Origin of the sequence: Gemella haemolysans, from assembly GCF_012273215.1 — a bacterium.
GTDB classification, from domain to species: Bacteria; Bacillota; Bacilli; order Staphylococcales; family Gemellaceae; genus Gemella; species Gemella haemolysans_A.
In genome coordinates this window covers 703,627-722,242 of the sequence record NZ_CP050965.1, presented here as the reverse complement: position 1 = coordinate 722,242, position 18,616 = coordinate 703,627, and the positions used below count along the sequence as shown (strand labels likewise).

Sequence of the window (18,616 nt, the reverse complement as noted above, 5' to 3'; positions counted from 1 at the left end):
TTATCTTACCTCCCTTTTTAATTTACTAGTATTAATTACATAATAAATAAGTACTGCCACAACAACAAAGATAGTTAAAACTGTAGATAAAGCATTAATTTGTAAATTGATTCCCTGTCTTGCCATTGAGTAAATTTCAACAGATAAAGTTTGGAATCCATTACCTGTTACAAAAAATGTAACCGCAAAATCATCTAATGAATATGTTAATCCCATGAAAAATCCTGCCCAAATCCCTGGTGTAATGTATGGAATAACAATTTTACTTAACACTTGTGGATAAGTTGCACCAAGGTCAATTGCAGCTTCTACCATACTTTTAGGCATTTCATATAATTTAGGTAATACCATAAGTACTACTATCGGGATACTAAATGCAATGTGTGATAATAACACTGACCAGAAGCCTTGGATTGTTTCTAATCCAGTATATTTAGAAATAAAAGTAAACATTAATAAGAATGAACATCCGATTATAACATCAGGGCTAACAATCAGAATATTATTACCAACTAGGAATGAATTTTTCTGTTTATTAGATTTTAAAGAATATATCCCTAAAGCACCTAAAGTTCCAAAGATTGCTGAAAATAGTCCACATAATAATGCAACTACCACTGTGTTAATTACAATAATCATCATACGAGTATTTTCAAATAACTCTAAATAATGTTTCCATGAAAAACCTTCAAAATCAATCATTGTTTTTCCTGAGTTAAACGAGTAATATGCTAGGTAAATTAGAGGTATGTATAAAATTGCAAAGATAACCCCTAAATATAGTTTCGAAGTTAGTTTCATTATTTTCTACCTCCAAAATTTGTTTTGTCTTTTGTATTAGTAAGTATCATAATAATACCCATTACTACTATTAAGAAAACTGCAATCGTAGAACCTACTCCCCAGTTTTGAGTAACTAGGAAATGCTCTTCAATAGCTGTACCTAAGTTTATTATTTTATTTCCTGCTACTAAACGAGTAATCATGAATAGTGATAATGCGGGAATAAATGTGACTTGAATACCAGTTTTTACCCCATTAATACTAAGAGGTAAAATAATTTTCATAAATGTAGTTTTAAAATCTGCACCAAGATCATACGATGCTTCAATCAAGTTCTTATTCATACCAGATACAGAGTTATATATAGGTAGCAACATAAATGGTAAGAATATGTAACTAGATACGAACACGAAACTAAACGAATTAAATAGTAAACTTTGAGTACCTAATCCTAAATATTCTAAGAAACTATTAATAGTTCCATATTCACCAAACAATCCTAAGAATGCATAAGTTTTTAATAAGATATTTATCCATGTTGGTAAAATAATTAATAAAAGTAATAGTTCTTTATGCTTACTTTTATTAATAGCAAACGCTAATGGATAACTAATTACTAAACATATTAATGTAATTAGAAAAGCATACCAAAAACTGTAAAGTGTCATAAGTACATATGTACTACTAAAGAATATTTTATAGTTAGCTAATGTGAAGTTTCCATCTATATCTCTAAATGAATGATAGACGATAAGTACAATTGGAAATACTACAAAAAGCAACATCCACATTACATATGGAATCATAAAAAATGAACGAGTTTTTTTATTAAACATTTTTACTCCTCCTCTTCATATGATTCAAGACGAGCATCGAATTCTTCTTCTGTTTCTCCAGGTACCATGATGTGAATTGCTTCAGGATCAAAGTTTAAGCTTACAGCAGCTCCCGGTTTTGCTTCTTTTGTTGAATGAACAATCCACTCATTATATTGGTCATCTAAACAACAAATTTCATAGTGAACTCCTCTAAATAATTGTGTATCAACAACAACATTAATTTTTCCTTTTTCAGCACTTGTTATTTCTAAGTCCTCAGGGCGTATAACTACTTCTACACGTTTATTTTTATCTAATCCAGCATCCACGCATTCATATTCTTTACCGTAAATTTCAACTAGATAATCATCTAACATTACTGCATTAACAATATTAGATTCACCAATGAAATCAGCTACAAAACGGTTAACCGGTTCATCATAAATATCAAGTGGTGTACCACTTTGTTCAATTTTACCATGATTCATAACAAAGATATAATCACTCATCGCTAGAGCTTCTTCTTGGTCATGCGTTACATAGATAAATGTAATTCCAGTTTGTTGTTGAAGCTCTCGAAGCTCATATTGCATCTCTTGACGTAACTTTAAGTCTAATGCAGATAATGATTCATCTAAAAGAATAATTTCTGGTTCATTAATAATAGCACGAGCAATAGCAACACGTTGTTTTTGTCCACCACTCATTTCGCTTAATTCACGATTTTCAAACCCAGCTAAGTTAACTTGTTTTAAGGCTTTTTTTACTTTTTTCTTAATAATCTCTTTTTTCTCATTTTTAATTTTCAATCCAAATGCTACATTCTCAAAAACATTCATATGAGGGAATAAAGCATAGTCTTGGAAAACTGTGTTAACATGTCGTTTATTAGCTGGTAAGTCATTCACTACCTTATCGTCTAATAATACGTCACCAGAAGTTGGACTTAAGAATCCTCCTATTAATTTTAGGATTGTACTTTTCCCGCAACCACTAGGTCCAAGTAATGTATAGAATTTACCCTTTTCTATTTCTAAGTCAATGTTCTTTAGTACGTTATTATTACCGAAAGTCATTGATACATTTTTGAATTCAACAATATTTGCCATTTTTTTCTCCTTATAAATACGAATTAGTAGCTACTATTAACACTTCACATTCTTCATCAAATGGATTCGATAATCTATGTTCAGATGTAGCTAAAAAATAAAAACTTTCATTTGTTGAGGCTATAAATTCCTCATCTCCTAATTTTAATTTACATTTCCCCTTTAGAACATAACATAATGTTTCTGATTCTGAAGGATCAAATGTTTTGTAACTAGAATTTTTCTCTAGTTTTAAAATTAGTGATTCCATTTCCTTTTCATTTGATTCAGGAACCAACCAAGTAAGTTCGTATCCTTCATCAGTTTCTTCATAACTTGTTTGATCCTCTAAAGAATAATAAACCTTTTGGCTTGTACTTTCTTTATCAAAAAAGTCCTTAGGCGCACAACCTAAAACTTGTAATATATTAAAAAAAGTTTCCATCGATGGCGATGCTAGGTCACGTTCTACCTGGGATATATATCCCTTACTCAAGTCTGTACGTTCACCTAATTCTTCTTGGGTGAGGTTTTTTTGTATACGTAGTCTTTTTAATCTTTCACCTATAGAATACATAACTGCTCCTTTTTAGTGAAAAGTTAAAAATTGTTTATCAATATCTAACTTTTCGTTATCTATGTTTATTATTATCTAACTTACTGTAATAATTGTTTACCATTAGTAAACTTATCGTTATTTAAGTTTATTATTAGTAAACACTCTGTTTAGTATAATTAAATCACAAGTTATATATTACTATATTTTATAGTTAAAATCAAGTTAAAATTCCCTATTTTATAAAGTTTTTTTAAGTTAATTTTGCAATATTATTGTCTTCATTTTTCTTTCTTATATCATCAATTTAGTATATAATAATAATATTATCAAGAAAAGACATAATATAAGGAGTCTCAATGAAATTCAATATTACACAAACTTTCCCTACAGTAGAGAGTTACTTAAGTCAATTTTTAAAAGTTTCAAAGAAAAATATCCATACTATAAGAATGAATAATCATCACAATAAAGAATCAATTAAAATAAATTCTAATGAAGCGGAATTAAACTCACCATTAAAAGTAGGAGATATCTTAGAAGTCAACATCGACTTAGCAACTTCGAAATATAAAGAAAATTCTACAGTATCTATAACTAAAGAGTTTGAAGATGAGTACTTATTAGTTGTTTCTAAACCATTTGGTATAAAAACTCACCCAAATGATATAGAATTAGAAGATGATACATTGGTAAACTATTTAATCTCTAACTACAACTACTTAGAACCTATCCATAGACTAGATATTGATACTTGTGGATTAGTAATACTAGCCAAAACACCACTAATTAAAGCAAAACTAGATCAGATGCTTGAACAAAGACAAATTAAACGTTACTATTCTGCATTAATAAAAAATAATATTAAACCACAAACTATCAATTCAAATATAGGTAGAGATAGTAAAGAAAAGAACAAGATGGCAGTAACAAAAAATGGTAAAAATGCAATTACTAATATTCTTTCGTGCGAAAAGATAGATCAAAATAGATTTTTAGTAACAGTATCATTAGAAACTGGGAGAACACATCAAATCCGTGTTCATTTAGCCTCTAATGGAGTTGCAATTATTGGCGATAAACTTTATTCTAAAGATGGATATAAATACGATAAAATGTATTTAGGAGCATTAAAAGTTGAATTTTCACACCCAGTTACAGGACATTCAATAGCAGTTAAATCTTCTTTAGAAAAAAAATTTCTATTATAGATATAAATATAGATATAAAAGAAAAACAGATGTGCATTTTCTACACATCTGTTTAATTTTATTATTTTTTCATTTGTTTTTGAGCTTGTTTTTGCGCTTTTTGCATGTTGCTCATAACTTGGTTAATTTTTTTACGAGATGGTTTTTGTCCCATTTGACTCATCATACTCATAACCATATCTTCGTTAATTTGAGGATTTTTTTCCATGTAGTTCATGAAATTACGTCTTGCTAGGAAGAATCCTCCTACAACACCAGCAAGTAAACAAATTGCTCCAACTAAAATTGTAACTGCAGTTGCACTCATTGTTAATTTCCTTTCTTCTTAGGAGTTATATCTTCTCCGTTTTCATTTATTACTCTTGTATTATCTAATATGTTTCTCATATTAGCTTTAAAATTTTGCAAATATAGTTGTCTATATTTAGCTAATTCTTCTGATTCCTCAGCTGTTAATTCACGCTCTTTTTTTGTAGCGTTTAATGAATTAATTTTAGCAATAATTTCTGTCATTTCCATAATATTATACGCTCATTAACTCATCTTGTTTTTCTTTAGTTACTTTATCGATTTCAGCAATAAATTTATCTGTTACTTTTTGAATATCATCAGAATATCCTTTTAGATCATCTTCAGTAATTTGAGATGATTTTTCTAATTTTTTCATTGAATCCATAGCATCACGACGCACGTTACGTACTGCAACTTTAGCACCTTCTGATTCTTTACCTACTAATTTAGCAAGTTCTTTACGACGTTCTTCAGTTAATGCTGGGAACACAATACGGATTACTGTACCATCATTAGCTGGATTTAATCCTAAATCAGATGCTTGAATAACTTTTTCGATATCTCCTAATAAAGTTTTTTCATATGGAGAAATAACAAGCATTTTTGGTTCTGGAACAGAAACACCAGCTACTTGGTTAATTGGAGTTGGTACACCATAGTAATCAACTGTTAATCTATCTAAAACAGCAGCACTAGCTTTTCCAGCTCTAATTGATGCTAATTCACGACGTAAACTAGCAATAGCTTTTTCCATTCTTTCGTTTAAATTATTCATTATTTGTTCAGGCATAATTGTAAACTCCTATTATAAATTTTATTCTATAATTGTTCCTAATTTTGAATCAGAAACAACTTTAACAATGTTATCTGCTTCATCTATTGAAAAGACAATAATTGGCAGGTGGTTATCCATACAGAATGTAATTGCTGTAGAATCCATAATTGTTAAACCTTTGTTCATAATATCCATGTATGATAACTTATCATATTTTGTTGCCGTACTATCAAGTTTAGGATCAGCAGAGTAAACACCATCTACTCCATTTTTACCCATTAAGATAGCTTCTGCACCTATTTCTTTTGCACGTAAAGCTGCTGTAGTATCTGTAGAGAAGTATGGATTACCAATACCAGCTGCAAAGATAGCAACACGACCTTTTTCTAAGTGTCTAATTGCACGTCTTCTGATATAAGGTTCAGCCATTGCTTTCATCTCTACCGAAGTTAATACACGTGTATCAACACCTTTTTGCTCTAATGAATCTTGTAATGCTAATGAGTTCATAACTGTAGCTAACATTCCCATTGAGTCAGCTGTAGCACGTTCCATCCCTAGTTCCTCACCAGTTTTACCACGCCAAATGTTTCCACCACCAACAACGATTGCAACTTCTACCCCTTGTTTTACTACTTCAACGATTTGAGAAGTTATTTTATTAACAACTTCAGAATCAATACCAAATCCTTTTCCACCTGCTAGTGCTTCACCACTAAGTTTATATAAAACTCTTTTATATTTAGTAGCCATTTTTATCCTCCTAATATATTACAGACATTATTGTTTCTACTATATTAATTTTTTAAAAAAGCACACACAAGAAGTGTGTGCTTAACCTCTTTTAATAGTATATATTAAATAGAGAATTATTATTTGCTAGCATTAACTTGGCTCATTACTTCTTCAGCAAAGTTATCTTCTTTTTTCTCGATACCTTCACCAACTTCGTAACGTACGAATTTAGCAAGTTTTCCACCTTTTGATGCTACGAATTTTTCAACAGTGAAACTATCGTCTTTAACGAATTTTTGTTTAACAACTGTGATTTCTTCTAAGAATTTGTTAATTCTACCAACGATCATTTTTTCAACGATGTTAGCTGGTTTTCCTTCGTTTAATGCTTGCTCAGTTAACACTTTTTTCTCGTGCTCAAGTACATCAGCTGGTACTTCGCTTTCGTCTAAGTATTTAGGAGCTAAAGCAGCGATGTGCATTGCAACATCTTTAGCTGCTTCTTCATCTGTGCTTCCTTCAACAAGAGTAAGAACACCGATTCTTCCTCCCATGTGAGAGTATGCACCAAATGCATCAGCATCTGTTTTAGAAACAACTTCAAATCTTCTTAATGAAAGTTTTTCACCAATTGTAGCGATTCCTTCGTTAATTACTGCTTCAACAGTTCCACCTTGAGCTTCAACTTGAAGAGCTTCTTCTAAAGTTTTTGGTTCAGCTGCTAAGATAGCTTCTGCAACATTTTTTACTAAAGCAACGAATTTTTCGTTTTTAGCAACGAAGTCAGTTTCTGAGTTAATTTCTAAGATAACAGCTTTGTTACCTTTAACTTCGATGTAAGAAAGACCTTCTGCAGCGATTCTGTCAGCTTTTTTAGCTGCTTTAGCGATACCATTTTCTCTTAGGTAGTCGATTGCTGCATCGATATCTCCATCAGTTTGAGTTAGTGCTTTTTTACAGTCCATCATACCAGCACCAGTACGTTCTCTTAATTCTTTTACCAAACTAGCTGTAATTTGTGCCATTTTGATTTGCCTCCGTTATTTTATTTTTATATTTTTAATTATTTATTATCTTTAGATTATTCTTCTGTTGCTTCTACTTCTTTTACGAAAGCTTCTTCAGTTTCTTCAATGTTTCCTTCGTTGTAAGCTACAAAAGCGTCTGCCATTTTAGCTGTTAATAATTTAACTGCACGGATAGCATCGTCGTTTGCAGGGATTACGTAATCTACGTCATCTGGATCACAGTTTGTATCTACGATACCAACTACAGGAATTCCTAATTTTTTAGCTTCAGCAATAGCGTTGTGCTCTTTCTTAGGATCTACTACGAAGATTGCATCTGGCATACCTTTCATTTCACGAATTCCACCTAGGAATTTGTTTAATTTATCGTATTCTTTTCTTAATTCGATAACTTCTTTTTTAGGTAATACTTCGAAAACTCCATCAGCTTCCATTTTTTCGATTTCAGCGATTCTGTCAATACGTCCTTTAATAGTTTTGTAGTTAGTTAAAGTTCCTCCTAACCAACGGTGATTGATGTAGTATTGACCACTTCTTTCAGCTTCTTCTTTAATAGCATCTTGTGCTTGTTTTTTAGTACCTACGAATAACATTTTTCCGCCTTGATCAGCAACTGATTTTACGAATTCGTATGCTTCATCAACTTTCTTAACTGTTTTTTGTAAGTCGATAATGTAGATACCGTTTCTTTCTGTGAAGATGTATTTGTCCATTTTAGGGTTCCATCTTCTTGTTTGGTGACCGAAGTGTACACCAGCTTCTAATAATTGTTTCATTGAAATAACTGCCATAGTTATTTTCCTCCTTGGTTTTTTCCTCCGACACTCTCTAAGCTTACTGCAAACATAAATGCACCGAGCAGCTACTCAAATGTCGTGTGTTATATTTTTGTTGATTTTTACTCAACTTTATTAATTATATAGCATAAGCAACCAAAAATCAAGTATTTTGTTGGAGTTTTTACTTGTAATTACTATATTTAATAACATTATAATTTGATTAATTTTAAATTGTTTATTCTATACATTTATAGTAGAAATATTTATTAATTTATTATTAATCAAAATAATTTCGTTTAACATCTTGATTTTTTCATTAAGTAGTATTATAATCTATTAGAACGTAATAATTACGAATAACGGAGGAATATTACAAATGAATAAATTTTTTAAACTAATTTCAATTGTTGCTGCATTCACACTACTATTAGTCGGATGTTCAAGCAAAACAAATTCTGGAGCTTCAAACTCTGGAAGTAAAACTAAAATTGTTACTTCAGTAAACTTTTATGCAGAAGTAGCTAAGAGTATTGCAGGAGATAAAGCAGAAGTTTCATCTATTATTACTTCAACTTCAGTTGATCCTCATGATTTCGAACCAACAGCTCAAGATGCTAAAGCTGTAGCTGATGCCAACATTGCTATTTTAAACGGTGGCGGTTATGATTCATGGTTTGAAAAACTTACTGCAAATAGTAAAGACATTAAAAAAATTGATGGTGCTAAACTACTAGGACTTAAAGATGGAGATAATGAACACATTTGGTATAATCCTGAAGTAATGAGTAAAGTTGCTGACGAACTTACTAAAGTATTATCAGAGAAAGATTCTTCTAATAAAGATTTCTACGAAAAAAATAGAGATAACTATAAAAAGGAACTTTCTAAAATTACTGATAAAATTAATTCATTAAAAGAAAAAGCAAATGGAAAATCAGTATTAACAACTGAACCAGTTTTTGAATATGCAGTAGATGCATTAGGATTCAAAACTAGTGACCAAGTAAAAAAATTAGCTCAAGCTACTGAAGAAGGTAATGACCCTGCTCCACAAGATTTAAAAGCTATTCAAGAACAAATTAAATCTAAACAAATTTCATTAATCATCAACAATGTTCAAACTACTAACAAAACAATCGAAGGTTTAATTAGCTTAGCTGAACAAAATAAAGTACCAGTACTTAATGTAACTGAAACACAACCTGATGGTAAAACATATATCGAATGGATGTTAGATCAATATAATAAACTAGAAGAAATCTTAAATGGTGGTTCTGGTGAAAAAGCTTATCATGTTGAAGGTGCTGATGAAGGTCACTCTCATGACCACGGTCACGAAGGTCATTCTCATGAAGGACACTCTCACGGAGATAAAGACAAAGATCATGACCACGATCACGAAAAAGAACATAAACATTAATAAGAAGATTAAAAATTAGTCTTCACATATTATAAATATGTAGTATAATATAAAGAAGAGATTCTAAATCGTATCTCTTCTTTTTTATATTCGAAATATAACAAATAAAAATTTTAATAATTTAGGAGATTTTATGACTGAACTTAATATAAAAAATCTCACTTATTCAATAGGAGATAAAACAATTTTAGACAACATTTCTTTTTCTGTATCTTCAGGAGAGGTTGTCGCTGTTGTTGGGAAAAACGGTGTTGGTAAAACAACATTATTAAACAATATACTTGAAAAATTAAATAAAGCTAATGAGATTACTCTTGTAGGAGAAAACCCAACTCTTGGTTATGTCCCTCAGTTTCGACAAATTGATGAAGAACTTCCTTTATCCGCTGCTGACTTTGTATCCCTACCTATTCAAAAAGGATTTCTTCCATGGCTTAGTAAAAAAGAAAAAGAAAGTATAAAGAATGCATTATCTTTAACAAATTCTATAAAACTAGAAAATAAATCTATAGGTACTCTTTCGGGTGGTGAAAAACAACGTGTTTTCTTAGCTCAAGCATTAGTAAACAAACCAAACTTGCTACTTCTTGATGAGTTTACATCTAACCTAGACAAAACTAGTGAAGTTGAATGTATGACGTTAGTTAAAGAAATTACAAAAAAAGAAAACATTATTACTCTTTGTATAACTCATGAACTTTCACTTTTAGATGAAAAATATGTTGATAAAATACTATACCTAGAAGAAGGTTGCTTCAAATTTATCAGTATAGCGGACTATAACAAAGAGAAGAATACACTAAAACTTTGTAAACACTATGTAGGAGATAACAACCATGTTTAATTATGATTTTATGCAAAATGCCTTTATAGCCGGTACAATCGTTGCAATAATGGCAGGATATATAGGTGTGTTTGTAATGGCAAGAAATATGTCATTTATCTCTCACACTCTATCGCATGTCGGATTCGCAGGAGCAGCATTTGCCGTTTTCTTAGGTATAAATCCAATTTACGGACTATTAATTTTTACTGTTACAATGTCTTATCTTGTAGGACATTTAAGTGTAAAAGCATTTAGGAGAGAAGCAACAGTTAGCGTAATGTTAGGTATATTCTTAGGTTTAGGATTATTATTCTTATCACTAACTCCAAAAAGTACAAGTTACGTTAACAATATACTATTTGGTAGTGTCGTTTCAATTACGAGAGACGATGTAAAATTAATATTTAGTTTAGCACTTGCTGTAATACTACTACTTTCTATCTTCTATAGAAAAATCAAATTCGATTCATTTGATGCAATTGGAGCAAAGGCACTTGGACTTAATGGAAAATTTATATCGATATTTTTCTTAGTTTTACTTTCAGTTGCAACAAGTATTACAGTACCAGTAGTAGGAGCATTATTAATGTTTGTTCTTCTAACTGTTCCAGCCAGCGCAGCTAGATATCTTACCAATAAGGTTGGACTTATGATCTTTATCTCAATTTCATTTGCACTTATTGGGACTTGGGCAGGGATTACACTTTCTTACTATACTTCCCTACCTACTACATTCTTCATTGCAACAATAGAAGCACTCTTCTACTTTGCTAGTTTAGGATACTATAACCTTAAGAGAAAGTAATATGATTCAAATAAACCACTGCGTCTGTGAGTTCTCATGTATACTATTTTTAAGATCTGGTACTTTTGGGTTAGCCCCAGCGTTTTTTAATTATCCCTCTAAAATACTTTTATCACATAAAAATACCCTAGTTTTATTTCTAAAACTAGGGCTTCTTTATTATCTAGGTTTCACTGAATTTCTAATTCTTTCGTATGCACCTGGTTCAACTTTATCTAGAGAATTTCTAATAATCTCTAAAGTTTTGTTGTAACGATACTCTCTATAATATTGTTCAGCAACTGTTAATTGTTGGTGGAATTCAACATTATCCTTTCTGTATCTATTTGCATAACGAATAAGTTTTTCGATTAACTCGATATCAGTAAGAATGTTATTAACTTCTGATGCGTAAATATCAAGTGATTCTTCAGCTTCAGCAACTGCACGTTTTAATAAATCGATATTAATAGGTTCTTTTTTAAGCTCCTCTAATGCATATCTATAACTGTCAGTTACATCTTTATATAAAACGATGAATCTATCACTAAATCCTGGAACACGTGAATTATCCAATTTACGTTTAATAACTTCTTTTTCTTGATTGATGAAGATAAGTTTTTCACGAGCGTGACCTTCTTCTTCACGAAGACTTGTTAGATATCTAGAATAGTTTGTTTGATCTTCTTCGATTTTTTCTAATCCTTGACCTAATAGTTCTACTTTCTCTTTCAAGTCTTTATAGTTTAATTTTGGTTGATTATTAATATATACATCTATATCATGTTTAACATCAAGTAAATCAGTTAGTTCATCATAGTAATTAGCAACCATTTCTTCATCTTTTTGATAGATTTGATATCTATTTTTGATTTCTTGAATATTGTTATATAGAGCTTCATTTAGTTTATCTTGTAATTCAAGTTTATTTGTGATCTCTCTATAATTTTCTTCAATGTATTTTTTATAATCAAGTTCTTTTTTAAGATCATTAGAAACTTCATCGATAACATCATAGATACCATCAAGAATATTTTCTATTAAATCTATATCACCAGATTTAACTTTTTCACGTGCATCGCTAAGTTGCCATACACTACTTTCAATTTTACTTGAAATTTCTAAGTGATTAAGTTTAAATCCTTTTTTCTCCATTTCCTCAACTTTTAGTCTTAATGACTGAATTTGAGCTGGACAAGTTTTTTCAATTTCTTTTAACAGGTCAGGTAAAACTTCCATTCTTTCTTTAAGATCATCTATTAATTCTTTAACAGAATTAATTTTTTCTTGAGCTTCAAGGTATTTACCAGTTGATGTTAAAAGTTTGAAATCATCAAGCTGTGGTGCAATTTCTTTGATACTTTGTTCAAATTGTTCTGCTGCAGCCCCGTATTGATGACGTTTAGCTAATAGTTCTCTATTAAGCTCTTTGTACTCAACTACGATTTCTTCATATAGTTCTCTATTTCTAGGTTCAACTTCTGTTAATTCTTTAATTTCTCTTCTAATTCCAGCAATTCTATCTTTAATATTAGCAATTAATTCACCACTATTCATAATTACTTCATCAGCACGTTTGAAATTAAATTTATCAATATAAGTTTCAGCACTATAAAGATCTCTGTCAAGTTCTTCAATATCGATGCTTTGAATTTCGTACCATTCACTTTCCCATTGAGAATAAAGTTTTTCAGCTTTACCAGCAATTTCCAGTGCTTTTACCTTTTTCAAATCATCAGATAGTGTTTCTCTTTCTAGCTCATCTTTCATAACTAAAAGAGGGTATAAATCTTGTTTTTTCCTATTTCTAAAGACGAATAGAGCTACTACTCCTCCAAGAACAAGGATACACACAAATAAAAATATATATGTCATATATCTTCCCCCTGAATGTTTTATTTAATTGTTTACGTTTATTAATACAATAACCTAACAAAATTATACCATTTTTATCACAAAAAACAAAGCGTTTCAGTAATTTTTTTAAATTTTTTTCAATTTTTCTTATTAATAGAATCTCTAAGTATTTTTAACAAATTTTTTGACATCTACTAATTTCCTTTAATAATCTTCATTTTTAAACAATATAAAAATTTTTATTATAAGTATACTATTCTTATCACTTTATTTTTTTTCATATTTATGCGAAAATATACTAAAGTTTTTAAAAGAGGTATATTATGAATATAGTAAAAAATAAACAATTATTTATTGAACAAGCAACGGCATTAGTTTATGGTGAAGAAAACCTAGTAACAAATCTATCAAATCTTTCAGCATTGTATAAAGAATATTTACCGAATACAAACTGGGTTGGATTTTACTTATTAGATGAAAAAAACAACAATCTAGTTCTTGGGCCATTTCAAGGTAAAGTAGCATGTACTCGCATTCCATTTAACAAAGGAGTTTGCGGACACTGCTTCACTACTCGTGAAACTACATACGTTGAGGATGTTCATAAATTTCCAGGCCATATTGCATGCGATAGTGCAACAAACAGTGAACTAGTAGTGCCTATCATTCAAAATGATAAAGTAGTAGCTTTACTAGATATTGATTCTATTGAATTTAATAGATTCTCTAAAGAAGAAGTAGCAGCTTTCAGTGAAATAACTAAACAAGTTTTTAAAAAAATTAATTTTTAAGAATAATATTAAAGGAGATATACCAATGCAGTATATCTCCTTATTTTTTATTAGTCTATTATACCTTTGAATCTTAGGTAGTTTTCGTAATCCATCTCTTTGTTAATTGCACCTTCAGGTGTTAATTCAATTACTCTATTCGCAATTGTTTGAATAAATTCATAGTCATGAGATGTAAAGAATACAGAACCTTTGAAAGCAATAATACCTTCATTGACTGCTGTAATAGATTCTAAGTCAAGGTGGTTTGTAGGTTCATCTAATAGAATTACGTTAGCTTTTGATAACATCATCTTAGACAACATACAACGCATTTTTTCCCCTCCTGATAATACGTGTGCACGTTTAAGTGCTTCTTCACCAGAGAATAACATTCTTCCTAAGAATGAACGTAAGTATGCTTCACTTTCTTCTTCAGGAGAAGCATATTGGCGAAGCCACTCTACTAATGAAAGTTTTAATCCTTCAAAGTATTCAGAGTTATCTTTTGGCATATAACTTCTAGAAGTTGTAATACCCCATTTAACTGTTCCACTATCAGGTTCCATTTCACCAGCAAGAATTTTTAGTAATGTAGTTTTAGCAACTTCATCTCCTAATAAAATAACTTTATCATTAGGATTTACTGTAAAGCTTACATTACTTAATACTTCTTTACCTTCTACAGTTTTGCTTACACCTTCAACAATAAGTAAGTCATTTCCGATTTCACGATCTGGTGTGAAACGAACGTATGGATAACGACGGCTACTTGGTTTAATATCATCAAGAGTAATTTTATCAAGCATTTTCTTTCTACTTGTTGCTTGTTTAGATTTTGAAGCATTTGCAGAGAATCGTGCGATAAATTCTTGTAATTCTTTAATTTTTTCTTCTTTTTTCTTGTTATTATCTTCTGCCATTCTTCTAGCAAGTTGACTAGATTGATACCAGAAGTCATAGTTACCAACATAAAGTTGAATTTTACCAAAGTCTAAATCACAAATATGTGTACAGATATTATTTAAGAAGTGACGGTCGTGGCTGACTACGATAACAGTATTCTCAAAGTTAATTAAGAACTCTTCTAACCACTTAATTGCACTAATATCAAGACCGTTGGTAGGCTCATCCAGTAGAAGTACATCTGGATTACCGAATAATGCTTGTGCTAAAAGAACTTTAACCTTGATAGCATTATCTAACTCTCCCATTAACATATCGTGAAACTCTACAGAAATTCCTAAACCTTCAAGAAGTTGAGCCGCATCACTTTCTGCAGTCCATCCATCCATTTCAGCAAACTCACCTTCAAGTTCAGCTGCAATGATTCCATCTTCTTCAGTAAATGGATCTTTCATGTAAATTTCATTTTTACGGTTCATTACATCCCAAAGACGCTCATGTCCCATCATTACAACATCGATAACTCTATTCTCTTCATATGCGAAGTGGTTTTGACGAAGTACAGCAAGACGTTCACCTTTTCCTAAAGAAACGTGCCCTTGTTGTGAATCAATTTCACCAGATAATAATTTTAAAAATGTTGTTTTACCTGCTCCATTTGCTCCGATTAACCCGTAGCAGTTACCATTTGTAAATTTTATATTTACATCTTCAAATAATTTTCTATCTGCAAAACGTAAACCTAAATTCGTTACTTGTAACATTCTTTTCTCCTTTAAATACTATTTTACTAAATACCTTGAATACAAGTAAATGATTCAAAGTTTGCTCACTTAATATAGTTGAAACTTATAAATCCTCATATTCATAACCAATCAACTATACTAGGGCGACCCAGTAAATACAATTCTTATAAACTATATTTAACGAGTCGCTCCTCTAATTTAATTATTCTTCTCTTCGTCTTTTTCCTTTTTACTAACACTAGCTATTAAGCTTTCAATGTGTAACGCATATTCAGCTGTAGTGTCATATTGGAAAATAAGTTCAGGAAATTTTCTAATTTTAATTTTTTTAGCAACTTCACTTTTTACGAAACCTTTAATTTTTTTAAATGCTTCTTTTGTTTTTTCTTTTTCACGTTCTCCACCTAAAACAGTGTAGAATACTTTTGCTTGAGAATAATCTCCTGTTAAAGCAACTTCTGTTACAGTAACAAATCCTAAATCATGATTTTTTACTTTTGTAGCTAAGACATAAGTAATTTCTTTTTTAATTTGTTCTGCAAGTCTGTTAACTCTTAGTTCTGACATAAAGTTTGCCTCCTATTTTTTAACTTCTTCCATGATGTATACTTCAAAGACATCTCCTTCTTTAATATCATTGAAGTTTTCTACAGTCATACCACATTCATAACCGCTTTGTACTTCTTTAACATCATCTTTAAATCTTCTTAATGTATCAATTTCACCTTCGTAAATTACTACACTATCACGAATTACACGTACTTTACCATCACGTGATACTTTACCTTCAGTTACGTAAGCACCAGCAATTGTACCAATTTTTGATACTTTGTATACTTGACGTACTTCTGCAAGTCCGATAACTTTTTCTACGAATTCTGGATCTAATAATCCTGTCATCGCAGCTTCAATTTCTTCAATAACTTTGTAGATAATACTGTGAAGACGAATATCTACTTGCTCTGTTTGAGCCATTTGTTTAGCATTATTATCAGGACGTACGTTGAATCCAATAACTACAGCGTTTGATGCTACTGCTAATGTAATATCAGATTCATTAATCGCACCAACACCAGTGTGGATGATACGTACATTAACACCTTCAACATCAATTTTAGCTAATGACATAGCCAATGCTTCAACTGAACCTTGAACGTCTGCTTTAATAATAATGTTAAGGTCTTTCATTTCACCTTGTTTCATTTGTTCAAATAATGTATCTAATGATACAGCTGAGTTAGCTTGACGAGTAGTTTCAATATATTGTTGTTGACGTTTTTCACCGATTTGACGAGCTGTTTTTTCATCTCCAAATACTACGAAACGATCTCCAGCATTAGGAACATCTTGTAAACCAGTAATCTCTACAGGAGTAGATGGTTTAGCAGTTTGGATATTTTTACTACGGTCATTAATCATAGCACGAACACGTCCGAACGTGTTACCAACTACTAAAGGATCTCCAACATTTAAGCTACCATTTTGTACTAGTAATGTTGCTACTGCTCCACGACCTTTATCAAGTTTCGCTTCGATAACTGTACCTAAAGCTAAACGATTCGGATTAGCTTTTAATTCTTGCATTTCAGTTACTAATAAGATATTTTCTAATAATTCATCAATACCCTCACCTTTAAGAGCTGAGATTGGTACGAAGATTGTATCTCCACCCCATTCTTCTGAGATTAGTCCGTATTCTACTAATTCATTCATAACTCTATCTGGGTTTGCTTGAGGTTTATCCATTTTGTTTACCGCAACAATAATAGGTACATCAGCTGCTTTAGCGTGGTTAATAGCTTCAATAGTTTGAGGCATTACACCATCGTCTGCTGCTACTACTAAGATAGTTACGTCCGTAATTTTAGCTCCACGTGCACGCATTGTTGTGAAGGCTGCGTGACCCGGTGTATCTAAGAAAGTAATCTTCTTATCTTTAGCACGTACTTGATAAGCACCAATGTGTTGTGTGATACCACCTGCTTCACCGGCTGTAACACGTGAATTTCTGATAGTATCTAGTAATGTTGTTTTACCGTGGTCAACGTGTCCCATAATTGTAACGATTGGAGCACGTTCTTTAAGATCTTTATCTGCATCTTCAACTTCGAAGTAAAGATCTAAGTCTTCTTTATTAATCTCAACTTCTTCTTGGATTTCTTTACCATAATCCATAGCGATTAACTCGATTTGCTCTAAAGTAAGAGACTGGTTAATATTCGCCATAATTTTTAGTTCCATAAATAATTTTTTAATAAGTTCAGTCGAACCTACATTTAAAACTTCTGATAATTCACCAACAGTCATTCCATCTTTAACTAAAATAGTATCTTCTGAGATAGTTTCTTCAGATGGTGCTTCAATAATAGCTGGTTGTTGTTTTTGAGATTTTTTGACTTTCTCTTTTTTTATTTTTTTCTTCTTATTTTTTTTACCTTCATTATTTGAAGATTGTTCATTTTCTGTAACTTTTTCTTGTTTTTTGAAAACACTATCTAGCTTAGCTAACCCCTCTTCTGTTAACATTGACATGTGATTAGATACTTCAATATTAGCATCTTTTAAAACTGTAATAAGGTCTTTTGATTGTTTTCCTACTTCTTTAGCGTACTCATAAATTCTGACTTTTTTCATTACTGTTTTCCTCCTTCTTCTAATAATTGTTTGAATTTTTTTATAAATCCATCATCAGTTATTCCAACAGCTACACGATTATCTCTTCCAATCGCTATGCTTATATTTTCAATCGTTGAAAATTCGATACATTGAACATTATAGAAATTAGCCTTGTCTGTTAATTTCTTTTTAGTATTCATACCGCAATCTTCAGCAATAACTAACAATTTGATTTTATTATTTTTTAAATTTTTTGTGATTAAATCTTCACCTGTAATAAGTTTACCTGCTCTTTGCATTAAACCTAATAAATTATATGCTTTTATCATTATTTTTGTGGAATTGACTTTCTATAAATTAATCTAATTACTTCGTTATAGATAGGTTCCATAACTTCCGGTGATGCAGAGAAAAATTTCTCTAATTGTTTCTTTTCTTGTGCAGCTTTAATAACTTCTAAATCTGAAACTACATACGCACCACGACCTGCTTGTTTACCTGTAGGGTCAACAGAGATTTCTCCTTCTTTATTTTTAACGATTCGTAATAAATCTTTCTTCGGAAACATCTCATTTGTTAAAATACATTTTCTTGTTGGTATTTTTCTTCTTTTCACAGTCAACACCT

General features: G+C 30.9%; 21 protein-coding genes. 5 read left to right on the top strand and 16 right to left on the bottom strand.

The window, feature by feature from the left end; all coding sequences use genetic code 11:
• Genes FOC48_RS03450 through FOC48_RS03435 form a run of 4 tightly spaced genes read right to left on the bottom strand, consistent with a single transcriptional unit; the run spans position 1 to position 3,266 of the window.
• A complete protein-coding gene (locus FOC48_RS03450; RefSeq protein WP_003146135.1) occupies positions 1–801 on the bottom strand; it encodes an ABC transporter permease in 801 nt (266 codons plus the stop codon).
• Complete coding sequence (locus FOC48_RS03445; RefSeq protein ID WP_003146137.1) at positions 801–1,619, bottom strand: ABC transporter permease; 819 nt, start codon at positions 1,617–1,619, stop codon at positions 801–803. Before FOC48_RS03445 ends, FOC48_RS03450 begins: the two co-directional genes overlap by 1 nt.
• A 2-nt stretch (positions 1,620–1,621) precedes the next feature.
• Positions 1,622–2,710, bottom strand: coding sequence for an ABC transporter ATP-binding protein (locus FOC48_RS03440; RefSeq protein WP_003146138.1), 1,089 nt, complete (start codon positions 2,708–2,710; stop codon positions 1,622–1,624).
• 10 nt (positions 2,711–2,720) lie between these two features.
• Positions 2,721–3,266, bottom strand: a complete 546-nt coding sequence (locus tag FOC48_RS03435) for a helix-turn-helix domain-containing protein (RefSeq protein WP_003146140.1) — start codon at positions 3,264–3,266, stop codon at positions 2,721–2,723.
• Between the two features lie 338 nt (positions 3,267–3,604).
• Between FOC48_RS03435 and FOC48_RS03430 the strand changes: the two genes are divergently transcribed.
• Positions 3,605–4,456, top strand: coding sequence for an RluA family pseudouridine synthase (locus FOC48_RS03430; protein ID WP_003146142.1), 852 nt, complete (start codon positions 3,605–3,607; stop codon positions 4,454–4,456).
• 61 nt (positions 4,457–4,517) lie between these two features.
• Here FOC48_RS03430 and FOC48_RS03425 read toward each other — a convergent pair whose 3' ends face one another.
• The 6 genes from FOC48_RS03425 to rpsB form a co-directional block, all read right to left on the bottom strand.
• Entirely contained in the window at positions 4,518–4,763 is a 246-nt protein-coding gene (locus tag FOC48_RS03425) for a YneF family protein (RefSeq protein ID WP_003146143.1), read from the bottom strand.
• A 2-nt stretch (positions 4,764–4,765) separates the two neighbouring features.
• The gene (locus FOC48_RS03420; RefSeq protein ID WP_254263195.1) at positions 4,766–4,969 is read right to left on the bottom strand and encodes a DUF896 domain-containing protein; all 204 of its coding nucleotides are present in this window, start codon (positions 4,967–4,969) and stop codon (positions 4,766–4,768) included.
• A gap of 10 nt (positions 4,970–4,979) precedes the next feature.
• The gene (gene frr, locus FOC48_RS03415) at positions 4,980–5,537 is read right to left on the bottom strand and encodes a ribosome recycling factor (RefSeq protein WP_003146146.1); all 558 of its coding nucleotides are present in this window, start codon (positions 5,535–5,537) and stop codon (positions 4,980–4,982) included.
• 24 nt (positions 5,538–5,561) lie between these two features.
• On the bottom strand, positions 5,562–6,275 hold the full coding sequence (gene pyrH / locus FOC48_RS03410) for a UMP kinase (protein ID WP_003146147.1): 714 nt from the start codon (positions 6,273–6,275) through the stop codon (positions 5,562–5,564).
• Between the two features lie 119 nt (positions 6,276–6,394).
• Positions 6,395–7,282, bottom strand: a complete 888-nt coding sequence (gene tsf, locus FOC48_RS03405; protein WP_003146148.1) for a translation elongation factor Ts — start codon at positions 7,280–7,282, stop codon at positions 6,395–6,397.
• A gap of 56 nt (positions 7,283–7,338) precedes the next feature.
• The gene (gene rpsB, locus FOC48_RS03400) at positions 7,339–8,076 is read right to left on the bottom strand and encodes a 30S ribosomal protein S2 (protein ID WP_003146149.1); all 738 of its coding nucleotides are present in this window, start codon (positions 8,074–8,076) and stop codon (positions 7,339–7,341) included.
• A gap of 364 nt (positions 8,077–8,440) precedes the next feature.
• Here rpsB and FOC48_RS03395 point away from each other — a divergent pair, with 364 nt between their 5' ends.
• The 3 genes from FOC48_RS03395 (at position 8,441) to FOC48_RS03385 (ending at position 11,115) form a co-directional block, all read left to right on the top strand.
• Complete coding sequence (locus FOC48_RS03395) at positions 8,441–9,484, top strand: metal ABC transporter solute-binding protein, Zn/Mn family (RefSeq protein ID WP_003146150.1); 1,044 nt, start codon at positions 8,441–8,443, stop codon at positions 9,482–9,484.
• A 133-nt stretch (positions 9,485–9,617) separates the two neighbouring features.
• The gene (locus FOC48_RS03390) at positions 9,618–10,328 is read left to right on the top strand and encodes a metal ABC transporter ATP-binding protein (protein ID WP_003146152.1); all 711 of its coding nucleotides are present in this window, start codon (positions 9,618–9,620) and stop codon (positions 10,326–10,328) included.
• The gene (locus tag FOC48_RS03385) at positions 10,321–11,115 is read left to right on the top strand and encodes a metal ABC transporter permease (protein ID WP_003146154.1); all 795 of its coding nucleotides are present in this window, start codon (positions 10,321–10,323) and stop codon (positions 11,113–11,115) included. Before FOC48_RS03390 ends, FOC48_RS03385 begins: the two co-directional genes overlap by 8 nt.
• A 159-nt stretch (positions 11,116–11,274) precedes the next feature.
• On the opposite strand, the gene FOC48_RS03380 is transcribed toward FOC48_RS03385, so the two are convergent.
• The gene (locus FOC48_RS03380; protein WP_003146156.1) at positions 11,275–12,969 is read right to left on the bottom strand and encodes a septation ring formation regulator EzrA; all 1,695 of its coding nucleotides are present in this window, start codon (positions 12,967–12,969) and stop codon (positions 11,275–11,277) included.
• A gap of 305 nt (positions 12,970–13,274) precedes the next feature.
• Here FOC48_RS03380 and FOC48_RS03375 point away from each other — a divergent pair, with 305 nt between their 5' ends.
• A complete protein-coding gene (locus FOC48_RS03375; RefSeq protein ID WP_003146157.1) occupies positions 13,275–13,742 on the top strand; it encodes a GAF domain-containing protein in 468 nt (155 codons plus the stop codon).
• Between the two features lie 50 nt (positions 13,743–13,792).
• Here FOC48_RS03375 and FOC48_RS03370 read toward each other — a convergent pair whose 3' ends face one another.
• From FOC48_RS03370 to rnpM, 5 genes are all read right to left on the bottom strand, one after another.
• Positions 13,793–15,391 carry an ABC-F family ATP-binding cassette domain-containing protein gene (locus FOC48_RS03370; RefSeq protein ID WP_003146158.1) on the bottom strand — a complete coding sequence of 533 codons (1,599 nt, stop codon included), beginning with the start codon at positions 15,389–15,391 and terminating at the stop codon, positions 13,793–13,795.
• A 180-nt stretch (positions 15,392–15,571) separates the two neighbouring features.
• Positions 15,572–15,940 (bottom strand): 30S ribosome-binding factor RbfA, encoded by a 369-nt coding sequence (gene rbfA, locus FOC48_RS03365; protein WP_003146160.1) that lies wholly within the window; start codon positions 15,938–15,940, stop codon positions 15,572–15,574.
• Positions 15,941–15,952: 12 nt separating this feature from the next.
• Complete coding sequence (gene infB, locus FOC48_RS03360) at positions 15,953–18,007, bottom strand: translation initiation factor IF-2 (protein WP_003146161.1); 2,055 nt, start codon at positions 18,005–18,007, stop codon at positions 15,953–15,955.
• Entirely contained in the window at positions 18,007–18,318 is a 312-nt protein-coding gene (locus tag FOC48_RS03355; RefSeq protein ID WP_003146162.1) for a L7Ae/L30e/S12e/Gadd45 family ribosomal protein, read from the bottom strand. Before FOC48_RS03355 ends, infB begins: the two co-directional genes overlap by 1 nt.
• Positions 18,318–18,605: an RNase P modulator RnpM gene (rnpM, locus tag FOC48_RS03350; protein WP_003146163.1), complete on the bottom strand. Its 288-nt coding sequence runs from the start codon at positions 18,603–18,605 to the stop codon at positions 18,318–18,320. Before rnpM ends, FOC48_RS03355 begins: the two co-directional genes overlap by 1 nt.
• Between the last annotated feature and the right edge of the window lie 11 nt (positions 18,606–18,616).

Coding starts and splice junctions, on each gene's coding strand:
- FOC48_RS03435 (WP_003146140.1), bottom strand. CDS start 3,266: ATGTATTCTATAGGTGAAAGATTAAAAAGACTACGTATACAAAAAAAC.
- FOC48_RS03450 (WP_003146135.1), bottom strand. CDS start 801: ATGAAACTAACTTCGAAACTATATTTAGGGGTTATCTTTGCAATTTTA.
- frr (WP_003146146.1), bottom strand. CDS start 5,537: ATGCCTGAACAAATAATGAATAATTTAAACGAAAGAATGGAAAAAGCT.
- FOC48_RS03370 (WP_003146158.1), bottom strand. CDS start 15,391: ATGTTACAAGTAACGAATTTAGGTTTACGTTTTGCAGATAGAAAATTA.
- FOC48_RS03430 (WP_003146142.1), top strand. CDS start 3,605: ATGAAATTCAATATTACACAAACTTTCCCTACAGTAGAGAGTTACTTA.
- FOC48_RS03385 (WP_003146154.1), top strand. CDS start 10,321: ATGTTTAATTATGATTTTATGCAAAATGCCTTTATAGCCGGTACAATC.
- tsf (WP_003146148.1), bottom strand. CDS start 7,282: ATGGCACAAATTACAGCTAGTTTGGTAAAAGAATTAAGAGAACGTACT.
- infB (WP_003146161.1), bottom strand. CDS start 18,007: ATGAAAAAAGTCAGAATTTATGAGTACGCTAAAGAAGTAGGAAAACAA.
- FOC48_RS03440 (WP_003146138.1), bottom strand. CDS start 2,710: ATGGCAAATATTGTTGAATTCAAAAATGTATCAATGACTTTCGGTAAT.
- FOC48_RS03395 (WP_003146150.1), top strand. CDS start 8,441: ATGAATAAATTTTTTAAACTAATTTCAATTGTTGCTGCATTCACACTA.
- FOC48_RS03390 (WP_003146152.1), top strand. CDS start 9,618: ATGACTGAACTTAATATAAAAAATCTCACTTATTCAATAGGAGATAAA.
- FOC48_RS03425 (WP_003146143.1), bottom strand. CDS start 4,763: ATGAGTGCAACTGCAGTTACAATTTTAGTTGGAGCAATTTGTTTACTT.
- pyrH (WP_003146147.1), bottom strand. CDS start 6,275: ATGGCTACTAAATATAAAAGAGTTTTATATAAACTTAGTGGTGAAGCA.
- FOC48_RS03355 (WP_003146162.1), bottom strand. CDS start 18,318: ATGATAAAAGCATATAATTTATTAGGTTTAATGCAAAGAGCAGGTAAA.
- FOC48_RS03375 (WP_003146157.1), top strand. CDS start 13,275: ATGAATATAGTAAAAAATAAACAATTATTTATTGAACAAGCAACGGCA.
- FOC48_RS03445 (WP_003146137.1), bottom strand. CDS start 1,619: ATGTTTAATAAAAAAACTCGTTCATTTTTTATGATTCCATATGTAATG.
- rpsB (WP_003146149.1), bottom strand. CDS start 8,076: ATGGCAGTTATTTCAATGAAACAATTATTAGAAGCTGGTGTACACTTC.
- FOC48_RS03380 (WP_003146156.1), bottom strand. CDS start 12,969: ATGACATATATATTTTTATTTGTGTGTATCCTTGTTCTTGGAGGAGTA.
- rbfA (WP_003146160.1), bottom strand. CDS start 15,940: ATGTCAGAACTAAGAGTTAACAGACTTGCAGAACAAATTAAAAAAGAA.
- FOC48_RS03420 (WP_254263195.1), bottom strand. CDS start 4,969: ATGACAGAAATTATTGCTAAAATTAATTCATTAAACGCTACAAAAAAA.